This is a genomic window from Arthrobacter sp. Edens01 (genome assembly GCF_001307035.1).
Lineage (GTDB): Bacteria > Actinomycetota > Actinomycetes > Actinomycetales > Micrococcaceae > Arthrobacter_B.
In genome coordinates, this window is record NZ_LKIU01000008.1 from 1 (window position 1) to 15,877 (window position 15,877).

16 protein-coding genes are annotated in these 15,877 nt (G+C 66.3%); 4 read left to right on the forward strand and 12 right to left on the reverse strand.

What is annotated here, in order from left to right; genetic code table 11:
- Nucleotides 1-321: 321 nt before the first annotated feature.
- From tatA to AO716_RS16760, 9 genes are all read right to left on the reverse strand, one after another.
- A complete protein-coding gene (gene tatA / locus AO716_RS16720; protein ID WP_055243124.1) occupies nt 322-600 on the reverse strand; it encodes a Sec-independent protein translocase subunit TatA in 279 nt (92 codons plus the stop codon).
- Nucleotides 597-1,583, reverse strand: coding sequence for an alpha/beta hydrolase (locus tag AO716_RS16725; protein ID WP_055243125.1), 987 nt, complete (start codon nt 1,581-1,583; stop codon nt 597-599). Before AO716_RS16725 ends, tatA begins: the two co-directional genes overlap by 4 nt.
- Nucleotides 1,580-2,254, reverse strand: a complete 675-nt coding sequence (locus AO716_RS16730; RefSeq protein ID WP_055243128.1) for an N-acetylmannosamine-6-phosphate 2-epimerase — start codon at nt 2,252-2,254, stop codon at nt 1,580-1,582. Before AO716_RS16730 ends, AO716_RS16725 begins: the two co-directional genes overlap by 4 nt.
- A complete protein-coding gene (locus tag AO716_RS16735) occupies nt 2,247-3,203 on the reverse strand; it encodes an ROK family protein (protein WP_055243130.1) in 957 nt (318 codons plus the stop codon). Before AO716_RS16735 ends, AO716_RS16730 begins: the two co-directional genes overlap by 8 nt.
- Before the next feature lie 5 nt (nt 3,204-3,208).
- Nucleotides 3,209-4,141: a dihydrodipicolinate synthase family protein gene (locus AO716_RS16740; protein WP_055243132.1), complete on the reverse strand. Its 933-nt coding sequence runs from the start codon at nt 4,139-4,141 to the stop codon at nt 3,209-3,211.
- Nucleotides 4,142-4,168: 27 nt separating this feature from the next.
- Entirely contained in the window at nt 4,169-4,978 is an 810-nt protein-coding gene (locus AO716_RS16745) for an ATP-binding cassette domain-containing protein (RefSeq protein ID WP_055243135.1), read from the reverse strand.
- Nucleotides 4,975-7,095, reverse strand: coding sequence for a dipeptide/oligopeptide/nickel ABC transporter permease/ATP-binding protein (locus tag AO716_RS16750; protein WP_055243137.1), 2,121 nt, complete (start codon nt 7,093-7,095; stop codon nt 4,975-4,977). Before AO716_RS16750 ends, AO716_RS16745 begins: the two co-directional genes overlap by 4 nt.
- 2 nt (nt 7,096-7,097) lie before the next feature.
- A complete protein-coding gene (locus AO716_RS16755; protein ID WP_055243138.1) occupies nt 7,098-8,057 on the reverse strand; it encodes an ABC transporter permease in 960 nt (319 codons plus the stop codon).
- Nucleotides 8,058-8,140: 83 nt separating this feature from the next.
- Nucleotides 8,141-9,751, reverse strand: a complete 1,611-nt coding sequence (locus AO716_RS16760) for an ABC transporter substrate-binding protein (protein ID WP_200907666.1) — start codon at nt 9,749-9,751, stop codon at nt 8,141-8,143.
- Between the two features lie 207 nt (nt 9,752-9,958).
- Here AO716_RS16760 and AO716_RS16765 point away from each other — a divergent pair, with 207 nt between their 5' ends.
- From AO716_RS16765 to AO716_RS16775, 3 genes are read left to right on the forward strand one after another with little or no spacing between them, the layout of a single operon-like run.
- On the forward strand, nt 9,959-10,693 hold the full coding sequence (locus tag AO716_RS16765) for a FadR/GntR family transcriptional regulator (RefSeq protein ID WP_055243142.1): 735 nt from the start codon (nt 9,959-9,961) through the stop codon (nt 10,691-10,693).
- Entirely contained in the window at nt 10,690-11,433 is a 744-nt protein-coding gene (locus tag AO716_RS16770; protein ID WP_235472151.1) for a glucosamine-6-phosphate deaminase, read from the forward strand. Before AO716_RS16765 ends, AO716_RS16770 begins: the two co-directional genes overlap by 4 nt.
- A 16-nt stretch (nt 11,434-11,449) precedes the next feature.
- Nucleotides 11,450-12,673, forward strand: coding sequence for an N-acetylglucosamine-6-phosphate deacetylase (locus tag AO716_RS16775; protein WP_055243144.1), 1,224 nt, complete (start codon nt 11,450-11,452; stop codon nt 12,671-12,673).
- A gap of 40 nt (nt 12,674-12,713) precedes the next feature.
- Here AO716_RS16775 and AO716_RS16780 read toward each other — a convergent pair whose 3' ends face one another.
- Together AO716_RS16780 and AO716_RS16785 are read right to left on the reverse strand one after the other, a co-directional pair.
- Entirely contained in the window at nt 12,714-13,001 is a 288-nt protein-coding gene (locus AO716_RS16780) for a DUF1905 domain-containing protein (protein WP_055243146.1), read from the reverse strand.
- Nucleotides 13,002-13,111: 110 nt separating this feature from the next.
- On the reverse strand, nt 13,112-13,603 hold the full coding sequence (locus AO716_RS16785; RefSeq protein WP_055243148.1) for a GNAT family N-acetyltransferase: 492 nt from the start codon (nt 13,601-13,603) through the stop codon (nt 13,112-13,114).
- A 37-nt stretch (nt 13,604-13,640) separates the two neighbouring features.
- Between AO716_RS16785 and AO716_RS16790 the strand changes: the two genes are divergently transcribed.
- The gene (locus tag AO716_RS16790) at nt 13,641-14,435 is read left to right on the forward strand and encodes an alpha/beta fold hydrolase (RefSeq protein ID WP_055243150.1); all 795 of its coding nucleotides are present in this window, start codon (nt 13,641-13,643) and stop codon (nt 14,433-14,435) included.
- 77 nt (nt 14,436-14,512) lie between these two features.
- On the opposite strand, the gene AO716_RS16795 is transcribed toward AO716_RS16790, so the two are convergent.
- Entirely contained in the window at nt 14,513-15,547 is a 1,035-nt protein-coding gene (locus AO716_RS16795) for an isopenicillin N synthase family dioxygenase (protein ID WP_055243152.1), read from the reverse strand.
- Nucleotides 15,548-15,877: the final 330 nt, after the last annotated feature.

Sequence of the window (15,877 nt, forward strand, 5' to 3'; positions counted from 1 at the left end):
GCCGACGTTGGGCCTGGCGACACCAGCCCAAAGACTTGCGGAGCTGCTGCAACCCGCAGCAGCCTGAAACCCGCGTTGCACTAATCGGTTGACTCCGCCTTCGGTCAAGGGACGGTATCTCCCCGAAGGATGGCGCGAGACCTCTCTAAACGACGCCAACTCCCCGAAGGATGGCGCGAGACCCCTCTGAAGCCGGACGGTTGCAGCGGGAGAATCCCCGAAGCCTCCGTCCAGCGAAGGCCGGCAGCTAATTCCGAGGTGCCCTGCCACCCGAGTCCCCGCAGCGACTGCCTTTTGGGCTCCTTCCCGTCGAGAGGGCAGTTACGGCTCTTTTGCGGCCTCATTAGAGCCGTAAGTGCCCTCTCGATGAGTTGTGGCCGCAGCAGCGGGAGCCGGCGGAACCGGAGGAATAACCGCACCGGTCACCGGATCCGTTGCCGGCTTGGCCGGCGCATCCTCGTCCTTGAGCTGGCGCACCTCGGACTTGAAAATCCGCAGCGACTGGCCGACGCTGCGCGCCAGGCCGGGAAGCTTGGGGGCGCCGAAGAGAAGAATCGCCAGAACGACGATGATGACGATGTGCCAGCCTTCAAGCCTCATGAGCAGGTGCCTTTCATAGCGTTGGTCAGGGAAAAAACTGCCGACGGGCCGTGCAGTGCCCGGAACAGGGCCTGGTTCCGGTCCCGCAGGGTGCGCCGGCTGGCCGCTGAGTCCGGGCAGCTCAGCTCGAAGCCGTGGTAGGCGCCGGGATAGACCAGCAGCTCAGTGGACACGCCATCCTGCAGCAGCCGCATGGCGAAGGAAATGTCCTCATCCCGGAACAGGTCCAGTTCACCGGTCTGAATGAGGACTGGCGGCAGGCCGGAAAGATCCGCTGCCAACATGGGCACTGCGTACGGGGACGCGTGGGCCGCAGGGGATCCTGCCAGATAGCAGTCCCAGGCGAACTCGCTGTGCGTCCGGTTCCAGGTGGGAATCCCCGCGAACTCCCGGGCTGACCCCGAGGTATGGTTCGGATCCAGCATCGGGTACATCAGGTACAGGAAAGCCAGCGGAGGTCCGGACCGGTCACGGTTCAGCAGCGCCAGCCCGGCAGCCAGTCCACCGCCGGCGCTTGAACCGGCAACCGCCACTCGCTGCGGGTCCACGCCGAGTTCGGCTGCGGAAGCAAACAGCCATTCCAGGCCGGCGAGGGCATCTTCCAAGGGCACGGGAAACGGGTGCTCGGGAGCCAGCCGGTAGTCCACCGCCACCACTACGGCATCGATGCTGGAACACAGGAAAGCGCAGTACGCCGTATCCAGCTCAACGCTGCCGGCAATCATTCCGCCGCCATGCAGCCAGTACACCGCCGGATGCGGACCCGGACCGGCGGGTGTGAAGACCCGAAGGGCCAGCCCGCCGTGGACTGTGTCCCGGATCTGCACGTCCGCAGGATCCACGGCGACAGGAGGAGGTGCCTGGTTCCGGAAATCCGCCAGTTCCGCCCGCGATACCGGTGGAGGATAGGTCTCCGAATAAGCCAGCCCGGGCAGCAGCTCGGGGTCCACGCGGTCCCGAAACGGTTTCACGGAAGTCTTCACGGCGCGAGTGCGTCCGCGAACCAACCGGTGATCGTTGCCGGATGGGTAATGGCAGTACCCACAACGACGGCGAACGCTCCCGCGTCCAGCGCAGCCCGCCCCTGTGCAGGGGTATGGATGCGGCCTTCGGCGATCAGCGGCAGTCCGAGGTCCAAGGACGCGATTTCGGCGAGCAGCTCCAGATCCGGCCCGTCCGTTTTTGGCCGTTCCCCGGTGTATCCGGCGAGCGTGGTGCCGAGAATGTCCGCACCCGCTTCTGCGGCAGCGACGGCGTCGGCTGCTGATCCGCAGTCGGCCATGACCAGTGCGGGGGAGCCCTCGTGCACCCCGGTGATGGTTTCCGCCAGGGACAGTCCGTCCGGACGTTCCCGCCGGGTGCCGTCCAGCGCCACGATGTGTGCGCCCGCTCCCGCGCAGGCCAGGGCGTGGTGCAGGGTGGGAGTGATGAAGACGCCGTCGTGCCCGTCCTTCCACAGCCCGATCACCGGAACTTCGACGGCGGAACGCACCCGGGCGATATCGCTGAGGCCCTGCACCCGCACAGCTGCGGCGCCGCCGATGACCGCGGACTGGGCCACCTGCGCAGTAGTGCGCGGATCCCGCATCGGTTCGCCGGGGTAGGCCTGGCAGGAGACGATCAGGGAGCTGCGGAGGGTTTCGAGATTAAGCATGGGAGCCTTCGGTAGCGGGGATCAGCGTCAGGGCACGGCGGGCGGCGCCGCGGATGGCTGCGGTCTCGCCAAGCTGCGCGGGAACGATCTTTAGGCCGGACAGTGGAGGCAGCAGCTCCGCGCGGGCCTGGTTTTCCATGGCGTCCCACCAGAGCGGACCGGCAAAGGCCAAGCCGCCGCCCACCACCACGATGTGCGGATCCAGGACGTTGGCCAGCCCGCCGATCGCAGAACCGGCCGCCGCTGCACCGCGGCGCAGTGCCTCTGCGGCGACAGGGTCGCCGTCGGCCGCCAGGGCATAGACGCCGCGGGTGTCCACGGCGGTGCTGCCGCCGAGGCGGGTGTACAGCGCGAAGATGCCCGGGCCGGACGCGACAGCCTCCACGTGCCCGGCGCCGCCGCAGCGGCAGGGCAGCGGCTGCCCAGACTCGACGGCGAACGGCGAGGCGAGGTGCCCCGTGTGCCCGGCCGCGAAGGACGCGCCTTCCAGCGGCTGGCCGTCCAGCACGTAACTGCCGCCAACGCCGGTGCCCATGCCCATAAACAGGACACTCGGAACACCGGCACCGGCGCCGAGCCAACTCTCGCCCAGGGCGTGGGCGTGGACGTCATTCAGAACCGTGGCGGGCAGGCCGGTGCGTACGGTGAGCTCGGCAGCCAGGGCTGTCCCGGCCCAGCCCCGGATTGAATCCGTGGCGGAGAGCACGACGCCGCGGGCTGAGTCGATCACGCCGGCGGAGCCGACGCCCAGGGCATCCACGTGCAGGCCGCGGCTCTCCGCCTCGGCCTGCAGCGAAGCCACCAGCCCGGCGGCAGCCTGCAGGACCTTGCCCGCACCGGCCTGCGACGGCGTCGGTACCGCGGAGGAGAACAGCACGTTCCCGGCGCCGTCGACAATTCCGCCCGCAGTCTTGGTGCCGCCCAGATCGATCCCGATGACGTGGCGCATGGGACTCAGAGCAGTCCGCTGCGTTCGAGGATGGTGCGGATCGCTGCGGTCTCGGCCTCGTTCAGGGCCGCCATCGGAGCGGACATAACGTTCGTTTCGATGACGCCCAGCAGCATCAGGGCGGTCTTGAAAGCACCCAGGCCGGCCGCGCCGGGGGAGACCCGTCCCGGAGTGGGGGTGTAGACAATGTCGAAGAGCCCTGCCAACCGGTCCTGCACGCGTGCCGCTTCGGCATAGTTTCCAGCCTGCGCGGCAGAGTAGAGCGCTGCGTAACCGGCCGGGTCCACGTTGCCCAGACCAGGAACCACACCGGCTGCGCCGCCAAGCAGCGCGCCGTCCACTACTACTTCGTGGCCGGTGAAGACGGCGAAGTCCGGCAGGCCGCGGGTTGCCAGCAGCAGCTGGCGGAAGGACACGTCATCGCCGGAGGAGTCCTTGACGCCGGCCAGCACACCGTCGTGGGCCAGCTGCACCAGCAGCGGCAGCGGCAGCTTGTAGTGGGTGCGGACGGGAACATCGTAGGCGAACAGTGGCACGTCGAAGGCGGCGTGCAGGGAACGGAAATGGGTCTCGGTCTCGGCGGCATCGGAGATGGCGTAGAACTGCGACGTCGCCACGATGGCGTCCGCTCCCAGGCCAATCAGGCGGCGGCCTTCCTCGATGGTGCGGGCCGTGGTCTGTTCGCAGGAACCGGCGATCACGGGGACTTCGCCCGCGTTGACTCCGGCTACTGTGCGGATGACCGTGTCGCGTTCCTCGTTGGTGAGGTAGGGGACCTCACCGGAGGAACCGAGGATGAACAGGCCCGAGACGCCCCCGTCCAGCAGGTATTTGGTCAGCTTCTCCAGCGAGGCCGTATCAATGGCGCCGTCCGCCGTGCGGGGCGTGACGACCGGCGGGATGACGCCGTGGAAGCGGGACTTGGGTGCGTGTGACAAGTAGTTCTCCAGTGCTTGTTTCTTGTTCTAGACGTGCAAAAGGCTGGGCGCTGCTCCGAGCAGGCTCTTGGTGTAGTCATCGGCGGGCCGGTCAAAGACTTCTGCTGCCGGTCCCTCCTCGACGATGCGCCCGTAGTACATGACGCAGATCCGGTCGGAGACATAGCGGACGGTCTGGATGTCATGCGAGATGAAGACCATCCCCAGGTTCAGTTCCCGTTTCAGGTCCGAAAGCAGGTTCAGGACCTGTGCGCGGACGGAAACGTCCAGGGCGGACGTCGGTTCATCAGCGACGATCACCGAGGGGCCCAACGCCAGGGCCCGGGCGATGGCCACACGCTGGCGCTGGCCGCCGGAAACCTGGTGCGGGGTAACTTCGGCGGCGGACTGCGGCAGCCCGACCAAGCTCAGCAGCTCCTTGACCCGGGCCGTGCGGGACGCCTGGGTGCCGATGCCGTGGACCTGCAGCGGGTCGGTGAGGATGTCCTGGATGGTCATGCGCGGGTTCAGCGCGGTGGCCGGGTCCTGGAAGACCACCCCTACGGCCCGGCCGAAGGTCTTCTTCGAGGAGGAGGCCCGCGTGCTGACTTTCTGGCCGTTGAACAGCACTTCACCGGCCGTGGGCTCCTGCAGGCCCACCAGCACCGAAGCCAGGGTGGACTTTCCGCAGCCGGATTCGCCCACGATGCCCACGGTTTCCCCGCGGCGCACGGTGAAGTCCACGCCGTCCACGGCCTTGACGATGTTCGGGCGGAACAGCGAGCCGGTGCGGGCCCGGTGATGGACCTTGATGCCCATCAGCTCCAGGACGGGGGCGGTGCTGTTTTCCGTGCTCATGCTTCCTGCCTTGTGCTTGTGCCGGATTCAACCAAGTCCTGTGAACCGGCGGTTTCGTGGCTGGCCCAGTAATGCGTGCTGTCCTCAACCTGGACGAATTCAAGGACCTGGTTCGGATCGGCGTCGGGCCGTAGGGAACGTTCAGCGAACCGGTCGCCCGCCGCGAACTCCCGGGGCGAGGGAACAGTGCCCTGGATCTGGTGCAGGCGTTCGGCGCCGGCCTCGATGGAGAGCACCGCACCGAGCAGGCCGCGGGTGTATTCGTGCCGGGGGTCCTGCAGCAGGTCCGAGACGTCGCCGGATTCAACCACCTGCCCGGCGTACATCACCGTGACGCGGTGCGCCAGGGACGCCACCAGCGCCAGGTCGTGGCTGACGAACACCATGGCGAAGCCAAGCTGCTCACGCAGCTCGTTCAGCAGGTCCACCACCTGTTTTTGCACGGTGACGTCCAGCGCCGTCGTCGGTTCATCCGCCACCACGATCTTCGGCGAACGGGAGAGCGCCATGGCAATGAGCACGCGCTGGCGCTGGCCGCCGGAGAGCTCATGCGGGTAGCTCTTGAGCGTGCGGTCCGGGTCCAGCTTCACCAGTTCCAGCAGTTCGCGGGGGCTCTTGCGGCCGCCGCGGCGGGTGAGCTGGGCCATCTGGTCCTTGATGAGCATGGACGGGTTCAGGGAGCTGAGGGCGTCCTGGTAGACCATGGCGATCTGCTCGCCGCGCAGGCCCTTGTAGAGCCGGTCGCGTTCCTTCGGAACGTTGGTAAGCAGCTCCTTGCCGTTGAACCGGATGGAACCGCTGAGCTGCGCGGTGCGGGGGAGCAGGCCCATGATGGCAAGCGACGTGATGGACTTGCCGCAGCCGGATTCGCCGACCAGGCCCATGGTCTCGCCTTCGCGGACGGTGAAGCTGACCCGGTCCACAATGGCGGTGTCGCCGTAGCGTTCCGGGAAACGGATGGAGAGGTCCTTCACTTCCAGGATTACCGGCGCATCCGCTGCCACGGCGGGCAGGCGGTCCGTGCGGGAAGCCTCGACGGCGGCAAGCCGGTCCAGCTCCACGGCGAGGGCTTCGAGCGAGCCGGGTTTGTGGACGTTCGCGCCCACGGAAGGTGCGCCGGCGCCGGCATCCGGAGTGGCGCCGTCGTGCTCCGTCAGCGAGGTGCCGGCAGCATCCAGTGCGGAAGGCTGGGCAGCGGTGGCGACGGCGCCGACGGCGGCCGGAGCCTGCGTGCGCGGCTTGCGGCTCCGCGGGTTCACCATGGCGTCGGTCAGGCCTTCGGCCAGGATATTCAGCGCCAGGACGGTCAGCAGGATGGTGATGCCGCCGAAAGTGGTGGGCCACCAGGCGCCGCTGAAGACCACGTTGCGGCCGTCGGCCATGACGTTGCCCCAGGAGGCTGCGGGCTGCTGCACGCCTGCACCCAGGAACGAGAGCGACGCTTCCAGGATGATCGCGTCGGCGACCATCACGGTGGCGAAGACCAGCACCGGGGCGGCGCAGTTGCGGGCAATGTGCTTGAGCAGGATGTAGGTGCGGCCGGCGCCGATCACGCGTTCGGCACGGACGTAGTCCTCGCCGTACTGGGCGAGCACGTTGGCGCGGACCACGCGGGCCAGCTGCGGCGTGTAGACAATGGCGATCGCCAGGATCAGCACCGGAACGGTGGAGCCGAACAGGTTCAGCGAGTGGTCCCGCAGCGCGAACAGCAGGGCAGCTGCCAGTGCGATGCCGGGGAAGGCCATCAGAATGTCCAGGATGCGCATCACCGTCTCGCTGACGGCTTTGCGGGAGGTCGCGGCGATGGCACCCAGGATCGAGCCGAGGACCAGGGCCAGGGCAACGGCGCCAAGGCCGATCGCGATTGAAACGCGGGCGCCGTAAAGCAGGCGGGAGAACACGTCATAGCTGGACCCGTCGGTGCCGAAGAGGTGTTCGCCGCCGGGAGCGAGTACGGGTGCGCTCGATTCGTTCTCCCCGAAGGGCGCGAAGAACGGCCCGACGATGGCCACCAGGACTATGAAGCCCAGGAAACCCAGGGCGAGTTTGGAGCTGAGGTTCAATGCGGTGAAGCGGGCACCGGTGCTGCTGAGCCGCTCGGCCAGTGAGTTGCGCATGGTTACACCGTCCGGATTCGGGGGTTGATGGCCAGGTAGAGCAGGTCAACCACGATGTTGACCAGGACAAAGGCGACCGCGATGGTCAGGACCGCGCCCTGTACCAGGTTGGTGTCCGACGTCGTCAGGCCCACCACGATCAGGTCGCCCATGCCGTTGAGGCTGAAGATCTTTTCAATGACGACGGCGCCGCCCAGCAGATAGCCCACACGGAGGCCCAGCACGGTGACGGGAGTGACGAGGGCGTTGCGCAGCACGTTGCGGGCAACCACGGTGCGGTAGGGCACGCCGTTGCCAATGGCGGTGCGGACGTAGTCACGGTCCAGTTCCTCCACCATGGAGGTGCGGACCACCCGGATCAGCGATGCGGAAACCGGAATGCCCAGTGCCAGGGCGGGCAGGGCCATGGAGTAGAGCCAGCCGACAAAGCCGTACTGGTCTGCCCAGGCGAGGCCGCCGGTGGGGAAGATCGAGCCTTCGGGAAGGGCAAACCACTGGATCAGCAGGATGGCCAGCCAGAAGGAGGGGGTGGCGATTGCTGCGATGGAGAAGATGCGGATGGCCTGGTCCGGCCAGCGGTCGCGGTACAGGGCGGCGGTGATGCCGAGGCTGAGTGCCAGGACGACGGCCAGCAGGATGCCCAGGAAGGTCAGCTGCAGGGTGACGGGGAAGGCCGAGGCGATCTTGGTGGCCACGGATTCTTCCGGTGGGTTGGTGACGCCGAAGTCTAGGCGGATCACGCCGCCCAGGTAGCGGAAGAACTGGACCACCAGGGATTCGTTGAGCCCGCGTTCCTCACGCCAGGCATCCTTGGCCTCTTCGCTGGCATTCTCCCCGAGGACAGCGGTGGCGCGGTCAGCGGGGATCACGGACAGCACTACGAAGACCATGACCGTAACGCCCAAGAGCATAATCGGCAGGACTGCGAGCCGGCGCCCCAGGAGGCGGATAAACATTGTCACTCAGGAACTCCAATGTGCGGGAAAGAGCCGGCGGGGTGCCTGGGGGAGGCACCCCGCCGCGGGTGGTGCTTAGTGCCGGAGGTTTACTTGCGGCCGACGCCGACGAAGGAGACGCCGGTAGTGGGCAGCGGCGCGAACCCGTCCAGGGCATTGGCGTCCCACGCGGTGGGCAGCTTGCGGTGGAACAGCGGGTAGAGCGGAACCTCTTCCGAAACAACGTCCACTACGTCGGCGTGGATGGCCTTGGCTTTCTCCGGGTCCAGCTTCACGGCCTCGTCCAGCTTCGCCTGGACATCGGCGTACTCAGGCGTGGTGTTCCAGCCCGCGCGGTTCTCCATCCAGGTGGCCCCGCGGTAGAACCAGCTGAGCAGGATGTCGCCGTCGTTGCCGAAGACCGAGGGGTCGCCCGGGGCGCAGAGCACGTCGAAGTTCTTTCCGCCCACCTTTTCGGGTGCGTAGACGGCAGCGGACTGGAGGATTTCCAGGGTGGTGCTGACGCCGATGGCGTCCCAGTATTCCTTGATCAGCGGCACCACGCGGGTCACCCAGCCGGTGTCGGTGGAGGTCAGGGTGATAGTGATGTTCTCCATCCCGGCTTCCTTGAGCAGCGACTTGGCCTTCTCGGCGTCGTAGCCGTAGACGGCCGCGGCTTCGCTGTAGGAGGGGTGGCCCTTCTGGAAGTAGGAGGTGGCTGCGGAAGCATTGCCCAGCAGGGCCTTGGTGATGACGGCTTCGGTGTCGATTGCGTAGTGCAGGGCCTGCCGGACGCGCTTGTCGGTGAACTTGGCGCAGTTGAACATCAGGAACAGCAGGCCGAAGGACTGGACGGATTCAACCTCAACCTTGGTCGCCAGCTGGTCCACGTCCAGGTAGGGAACATCCTCGATCACCTGGGTGCGGGAAGGAACGGAGGCCACGCGGGCGGCCGGGTCGGCCAGGAGCAGCCACGTCATGTCAGCAACCCGGGCCGGGTACTTGCCGTTGTAGTCGTCGAACTTCTTGAAGACGATCCGGTCTTCCTTGACGGCGGAAACCAGGCTGTACGGGCCGGAACCGACCGGCTTCAGGTCGAAGCCGGCGGGGTCGGCGGTGACCACTGACTTCGGGACGATCTTGATGACCGAGATGCGCGGGCTGAATCCGGGGAACGGGTACTTCAGCTTGAACTCGACGGTGGTGTCATCCTTGGCGCTCACCGTGTCAATGAAGGGGATGAATCCTGCGAAGAGTGACTTGTTCGCCGGATCCAGCACGCGCTCGAAGGAGAAGACAACGTCCTCGGTGGTTACCGGATCCCCGTTGTGGAACTTCGCGCCGTCGCGGAGCTTCACTTCCCAGGTGGTGTCATCGATCTTCGCCGGCTCTGCTGCCGCCAGGGCGAGGTACGGTTCGCGGGTGGCAGGGTGCAGTTCGGTCAGGCCCTCGAAGATGTGCAGGTTCGCCGCCTGCGGTGTTGCACCCGTGGAAATCATCGGGTCGAAGCCGGTGGAGAGCTGGTAGGAGATACCGGCTTCGATGGAACCGGTGCCCTCGGCTGCGGCAGCGGTGCCGGCCGGAGCGGGGCTTCCGCCGGGGCTGCAGGCAGAAATCGTGCCTGCGAAAGCGGCGGCGGCACCCATGACGCCAGCCAGCTTGAGGAAATTGCGGCGGCTTGAATCGTTCAGCAGGCCGCTGGTTTCAAGAGAATTGTTCATCTGTTGCCTCGCCATCCATGTCACTTATCGGACGTAGGATGTCCGATGCTTGTTCCGAGAACTGTAAGGTTCCTCACATAAGAACGTCAAGCGATCTCAAGACTCTCTTTTGCAACTCTGTCCTAAAGATAGGACATCCTATAACCTGTGGTGCTATCGGCTAAGTTTTATTCCATAGCCCGTCTATTCGCCTTCCCAGGAGGACTTATGAGCCTGCCTCATGCTTCACTGCCGCCGGCGCGGTTCAGTGCCCAGAACCGCTCGAGGGCCCTGCAGGCTGAAATCATGGAACTCATCCTGGAGCGCGACCTCAAGGCGGGAGATGCCCTTCCCACCGAGGCGGAGCTGGCCGCGGCACTGGGAATCGGCAGGAATACGCTGCGTGAAGCGCTCAAGGTCCTGCAGGCCCTGGGAGTGGTGGAGATCCGGCACGGTTTCGGGATGTTCGTTGCCCCGGCCAACTTCGATGCGCTGGCAGACGGCCTGACGTTCCGGGGGCGGCTCTCGCTTCGGCACGAGGGCAAGGAAGCACTCCAGCTGGTGGACGTGCGGCAGGCGCTGGAGGCAGGCCTCATCGGCGAAGCCATGGACCTCTGGACTCCTGAGCACCTGGAGGAGATTGAAGCTACGGTCCAGGAAATGGAAGCCGCGGCCGCCGATGGAAAGACCTTCACCGAGGTGGATGAGCGCTTCCACTACCAACTTTTCGAGCCCCTGGGCAACGAACTGCTCTCAAACCTGATGTCTGTCTTCTGGCAGGTCTACCGCAAGATCCATCTGGAGCTCGGCGGAGATCCGCTGGTCAACCTGCAGGAGAACGCCGCCGTGCACCGGGGAATCCTGGAAGCGGTCAAGGCGGGGGACAAGGAACTGGCCTCTGAGCGGCTCCGCCGGCACTTTGACGGTATCCGTGCCCAGCTGGCGAAACTGCGTGACGCGTGAGGGCCGGCACCGTGAACCGTCCCGCCGCTCCACTGGTGCGGAACCTGGAACCCCAGGACATAGGCCCGGCCGCCGCAGTGCTGGTGCTGGCTGCGCTGAACGCGCGCCGGGATCCGGTCATAGGCGTTGCCACCGGATCATCGCCTTCTCCGCTCTACGATGCGCTGTCGGCCAGCGGCGCGGACTTTACCCGTGCCGCCTGGTTTGCGCTGGATGAGTATGTGGGGCTGCCCCCGGGGCACCCGGAAAGTTACGCCGAGGTGCTGCGGCGGGAGATTATCGGGCCCCTGGGGCTGGACCCGAAGACCGTGCACCTTCCGGACCCCCATCGGGAGGACCTCCAGGCCGCCTGTGACGATTACGAGCGCAGGATCGCGGCAGCCGGGGGGATCGACCTGCAGATCCTGGGCATCGGACGCAACGGCCACCTGGCGTTCAATGAACCGGGCGGGGCACTGGACTCCCGCACCAGGGTAGAAGTACTGACCGAGGACACCCGACGTGCCAACCAGCGGTTCTTCGACTCCCTCGACAGTGTGCCGACCCGCTGCCTGACCCAGGGCCTGGGCACCATTCTCGAAGCCGGGCAGCTGCTGCTCATCGCCCAGGGGGAAGACAAAGCCCCTGCGCTGCGCGCAGCACTGCACGGGCCCGTGAGCCCGGAGTGTCCCGCGTCCGTCCTGCAGCTGCACGGCCGGGTCACGGTCCTGGCCGACGCAGCAGCCGCATCCCTCCTCTAGCCGAAGGGCCATCCATATGACGGTCACGAATCCTGTCCCGTCCTCCGCCGACCACCCACGCCTGGTGCTCCGGGGTGCCGCAGTTCTCGAGACGCTGCTTCCGGATGCCGCAGTGGTGCTCGACGGCGGCGTGGTCACCTATGCAGGTCCCTCCGGCGGTCTGGCACCTGCTCCGGCAGACGACGTCGTGGATCTCGCTCCGGGGCAGGTCATGGTTCCGGGGCTGGTGGACCTGCACTGCCACGGAGCCTTCGGCGTCGACTTTTCCCGCGCGGACGCCGCAGCGATCCGCGGTGCAGTTGCCAGGCTGCACGCTGCCGGAAGCACCACTCTGATGGCGAGCCTGGTCACCGATGAACCTGAAGTCCTGCTGCGGCAGGTGGCGCTGCTCGCCGGGCTGGCCGAGGAGGGCCTGATAGCGGGCATCCATTTGGAAGGTCCGTTCCTGTCTGAAGTCCGCTGCGGGGCCCAGGATCCGCGCTGGCTGCTTGCGCCGGACCTTGAGCTTGCGGAGGCATTGATTCGGGCCGGGCGTGGCTGGCTGCGCACCATGACCTATGCGCCGGAGCTTCCCGGCGCGGACGCCCTGGTGGAACTGCTTGCCGGGCACGGCGTGACCCCTTCCCTGGGGCATACCGCCTGCACGGCCGAACAGGCGCACGAATCCCTGGTCAGGGCGCGGCAGCTGCTTGCCGCATCCGGGCAGTCCGGTGCCCGGCCCACGGTCACGCACCTGTTCAATGGAATGGATCCGATGCACCACCGGGCACCCGGGGCCGTTTCGGCCTGCCTGCGCGCTGCCAAGGCGGGCAACGCCGCCGTCGAGCTCATCGCGGACAACACGCACCTGGACCCCTACCTGGTGGCGACCATGTTCGATCTCCTCGGGGCCGGAAACATCGCCCTGGTTACCGATTCGATGGCAGCAGCCGGCCTGGCTGACGGACAGTACCGGCTGGGTCCGGCCGAAGTCCTGGTCCAGGACGGCGTAGCCCGGCTGGTATCCACGGGCTCGATTGCCGGCGGAACTGCGGCGATGGTGGACCTGGTCCGGAACTCCGTGGGCGCCGGGGTTCCCCTGGCGGACGCCGTCATCTCTGCCGCTCCCGTGCCGGCCGGAGTGCTGGGCCGCGGGCAGGAGCTGGGGTCGCTGGTTCCCGGAGCTTCCGCTGATCTGATCGTGCTGGATCAGGCGCTGGTACCTGTTCGGGTGATGCGCCGGGGCAGCTGGCTTTCCTAGCCGCCGCTGGCTTTCCTAGCCCCGGCGGACATCCCGGCGGTTAGCTGAGCCGCTCGGTGAGGCGGACGGTGACCGTGTCTCCGATGTCCTTGCCCAGCTTTTTGCGCAGCTTGGCGCTGATCGAAAGCATGTGACCGCCCTGTCCGGTGGGCATAAGGCCGCCGCGCACAGGTTCGTTGTCTACGGTGGCTGCGACCTTCACGGTCTTTCCGGTCCCGAAGAACTCGGCCGATCCCGGCATTTCCACACAGGACCAGACATCTCCTTTGACCTTCACTCCGATCGGGGCGGTGAAGGTGTGGTCTAGCGGGCCCGGGACTGTCGCCATGCGTGTTCTCCTCTTGAGGTCCGGCGTCGCTGCCGGTCCGTTCACCCTATCGGGTTCGGGTGGGTAGAGGAACGGGAGGAGGTTTGCCGATGGCTGTCTGGGCCGCGCGGTTATTTGCCCGAGGCATCGATCCGGTAGAGCAGGACAGCTCCGTCTCCTGACAACCCGTCCAGGACTGCCCCGTTCGCTTCTAGGGTCCGCTGTGATGCCGTGTTGCCGGACAAGCAGGTGGCCAGGACATGATCCAGTCCCAGCCCTTGAGCTTCCCTGAGTATCCGGCCAACCGCCCAGGTGGCCACACCCCGTCCGCGGGCAGATGGTCTGATTCCGTATCCGATGTGCCCCGCCCTTGAGATCAACGGGTGTCCTGAGTGCCGCAGTGCGATGCCTCCGAGTACCTGCGGGCCATCGATGATCCACCGGTAGCTGCACTGACTATCCGCAGTGAGACGTGCCAGCCATGCCGTAAATCCCGAAGGGGAGATCACCTCATCACCGGGGGCGATGCCGAAGCCATCCTCGTGCAGGCCTGGTCCCCACTCCCCATGTGCTTCCAGCCAAGAACCGTGCAGGTCTGCGGTGGGCGTGATCAACCGGAGCATGCCGGAACTCTATCGGTCGTGCTCCTAGGATGGTCAGATGCCAACGAGTTCCCGCCACATTGCCAGCAGTGACGGCACCACAATCTCCTACATGGTGTTCACCGGAGAGGCTCCTGCCGTGGTTCTTCTCCATGGGCTGGCGGGGAGCAGCCGTGAATTGCTGGATACCGCCCAGGCCCTGTCCGGCCGTGAAGTCATCCTGATTGACCAGCGCGGACATGGGATGAGCACCCGCACTCCAGCTGATACCTCGCGTGAGGCGTTCATGGACGATGTTCTGCGGGTGGTCGCGGCTGAGGGGCACCGCGAGGTCGATCTGGTGGGCCATTCCATGGGAGCGCACACCGCGATGCTCGTGGCTGCGGCCCGGCCGGAACTGGTGCGCCGTCTGGTGTTGCTGGAGTGCGGTGCCGGGGGTATGCCTGCCGGCGAGGCGGAATCGGTGGCCAAATTCTTCCGGTCCTGGAACGTCCCGTTTGCTTCTAAGGACTCCGCCCGCTCCGTCCTCGGAGAGGGTCCGCTGCCGGATGCGTGGATAGCAGACCTTGAGGATCGCGGAGATGGACTCTACCCGCGCTTCCAGGCGGAGGTGATGGCACGAACTCTCGCCGGCCTCATGGCGCCGCGGTGGGAGGAATGGCAGAGCATCACCGTTCCGGTGCTGGCGGTGTTCGCCGAACACGGAATGTTCAGTGAGGAAGAGAAACGTCTCTTTGTCGCCTCCGGAAACGATGTTTCCCGCGCGGATCTGACCGGGGGCTCACACGATGCGCACCTCGATGCGTTTCACCGGTGGGCGGACGTCCTGCGCTCCTTCATCGCCGTTGGGTGAGCGCAACACGGGCATGACAGCGGCCCGGCGGCCAGGTGCCTGAAGCACCTGCCGCCGGGCCGCCGTCGTACGTTTTGCTACTTCTTGGCCGGAACCAGTTCCGGGTGGTGGATGGCAGCCACCTGCGGGTGGGCGCGGAGCCAGCCCTTCAGGACATTGGCGCCGTAGGAAGCCAGCATCGGGTTCTGCGGGTCATCAGAGATGCCGCGGGACTGGGCAGCCAGGGCCGGGGGCAGCTGCACCGGATCAATGACTGAATCCAGGCGCGGGGACCAGAAGAACGGAATGGCATAGCGGTCGACGCCGGGCGGCGGGGCCTGCACACGGTGAATGGTCGCGGAGAGGTAGCCCTGGGTGGCGACTTCCAGCATCTCGCCCAGGTTCACGACCAGCGCACCGGGGATCGGCTCAACCGGAATAAACTCGTCGGATTCGTGCGGCTTGACCTCCAGGCCGCCCACCTCGTCCTGCAGCAGCAGGGTCACAAAACCGTAGTCAGCGTGGGCACCAACACCCTGGGTGCCGGCTTCCTTCACGACGCCGCCCACGTAGTGGATGAGCTTGGCCATCCAGGCAGGGGTGCCCTCGAACGGTTCGGTGAAGTGGTCCTCCGGCAGCTCCAGCGAAACGGAGATGGCGGCGAGCAGTTCGGCGCCGACCTCGCTCATCAGCTCGGCCCACTCCATGGAGGTCTCGCGCAGTTCCGGCAGCACCGTGTCCGGGAAGAGGTTGGGTCCCTGCACCAGCCAGTACGGCTGGTCTGCGGGGTAGTCCGCCACGGGTTCGCGCTCCGGACCGAAGTCGACCTGCTCGCGGGCATCCGGACGGCCCTGGGTCAGCTCTGTGCCAAGCCGGGTGTAGCCGCGGAAATGCGGGGATTTGCGGTTATCCAGCTCCAGGCGGTCTTCGAGCGGCAGATCGAAGAAGCGCTTGGTGACATCGAAAAGGTCCTTGACGCGTTCCTCGCCTGCACCGTAGCCGACCAGCTGGAAGAACCCGATCTTATGGGTCGCTTCGCGGAGCTTGTCGATGAATTCGGTGTTGAAGGTGCCGTCCGCGTTGCGGGCCGTGCTGAGGTCCAGGACAGGAATCGATGTGGGGTTATCGCTCATTCGGGAAACGTAGCACCGGGGCCTGTCAACTGGGAACCAAATGTTACGCAACATGGCGTCATTCGGTCCTGACCTGCGGCTTTGGCGTGGTGCGCATGGTGCGTGGCGTAATAAAGGCGGTTTGGGGCGCTCCTGCCCGTCCCCGGTTCTCCCGGGCCATCCTTCGGGGAGTTGCCGTCCCTTAGCGCCGCTTCCGCCCAACCTTCGGGGAGCTGCCGGTCTTCCAGTGCAGGCGGAGTCAACCGATTAGTGCAACGCGGGTTTCAGGCTGCTGCGGGTTGCAGCAGCTCCGCAAGTCTTTGGGCTGGTGTCGCCAGGCCCAACGTCGGC

Bases quoted from the DNA above. Each gene is read 5' to 3' on its own strand.
- tatA (WP_055243124.1), bottom strand. From the start codon at position 600: ATGAGGCTTGAAGGCTGGCACATCGTCATCATCGTCGTTCTGGCGATT.
- AO716_RS16730 (WP_055243128.1), bottom strand. From the start codon at position 2,254: ATGCTTAATCTCGAAACCCTCCGCAGCTCCCTGATCGTCTCCTGCCAG.
- AO716_RS16735 (WP_055243130.1), bottom strand. From the start codon at position 3,203: ATGCGCCACGTCATCGGGATCGATCTGGGCGGCACCAAGACTGCGGGC.
- AO716_RS16745 (WP_055243135.1), bottom strand. From the start codon at position 4,978: ATGAGCACGGAAAACAGCACCGCCCCCGTCCTGGAGCTGATGGGCATC.
- AO716_RS16750 (WP_055243137.1), bottom strand. From the start codon at position 7,095: ATGCGCAACTCACTGGCCGAGCGGCTCAGCAGCACCGGTGCCCGCTTC.
- AO716_RS16760 (WP_200907666.1), bottom strand. From the start codon at position 9,751: ATGAACAATTCTCTTGAAACCAGCGGCCTGCTGAACGATTCAAGCCGC.
- AO716_RS16765 (WP_055243142.1), top strand. From the start codon at position 9,959: ATGAGCCTGCCTCATGCTTCACTGCCGCCGGCGCGGTTCAGTGCCCAG.
- AO716_RS16775 (WP_055243144.1), top strand. From the start codon at position 11,450: ATGACGGTCACGAATCCTGTCCCGTCCTCCGCCGACCACCCACGCCTG.
- AO716_RS16780 (WP_055243146.1), bottom strand. From the start codon at position 13,001: ATGGCGACAGTCCCGGGCCCGCTAGACCACACCTTCACCGCCCCGATC.
- AO716_RS16785 (WP_055243148.1), bottom strand. From the start codon at position 13,603: ATGCTCCGGTTGATCACGCCCACCGCAGACCTGCACGGTTCTTGGCTG.
- AO716_RS16790 (WP_055243150.1), top strand. From the start codon at position 13,641: ATGCCAACGAGTTCCCGCCACATTGCCAGCAGTGACGGCACCACAATC.
- AO716_RS16795 (WP_055243152.1), bottom strand. From the start codon at position 15,547: ATGAGCGATAACCCCACATCGATTCCTGTCCTGGACCTCAGCACGGCC.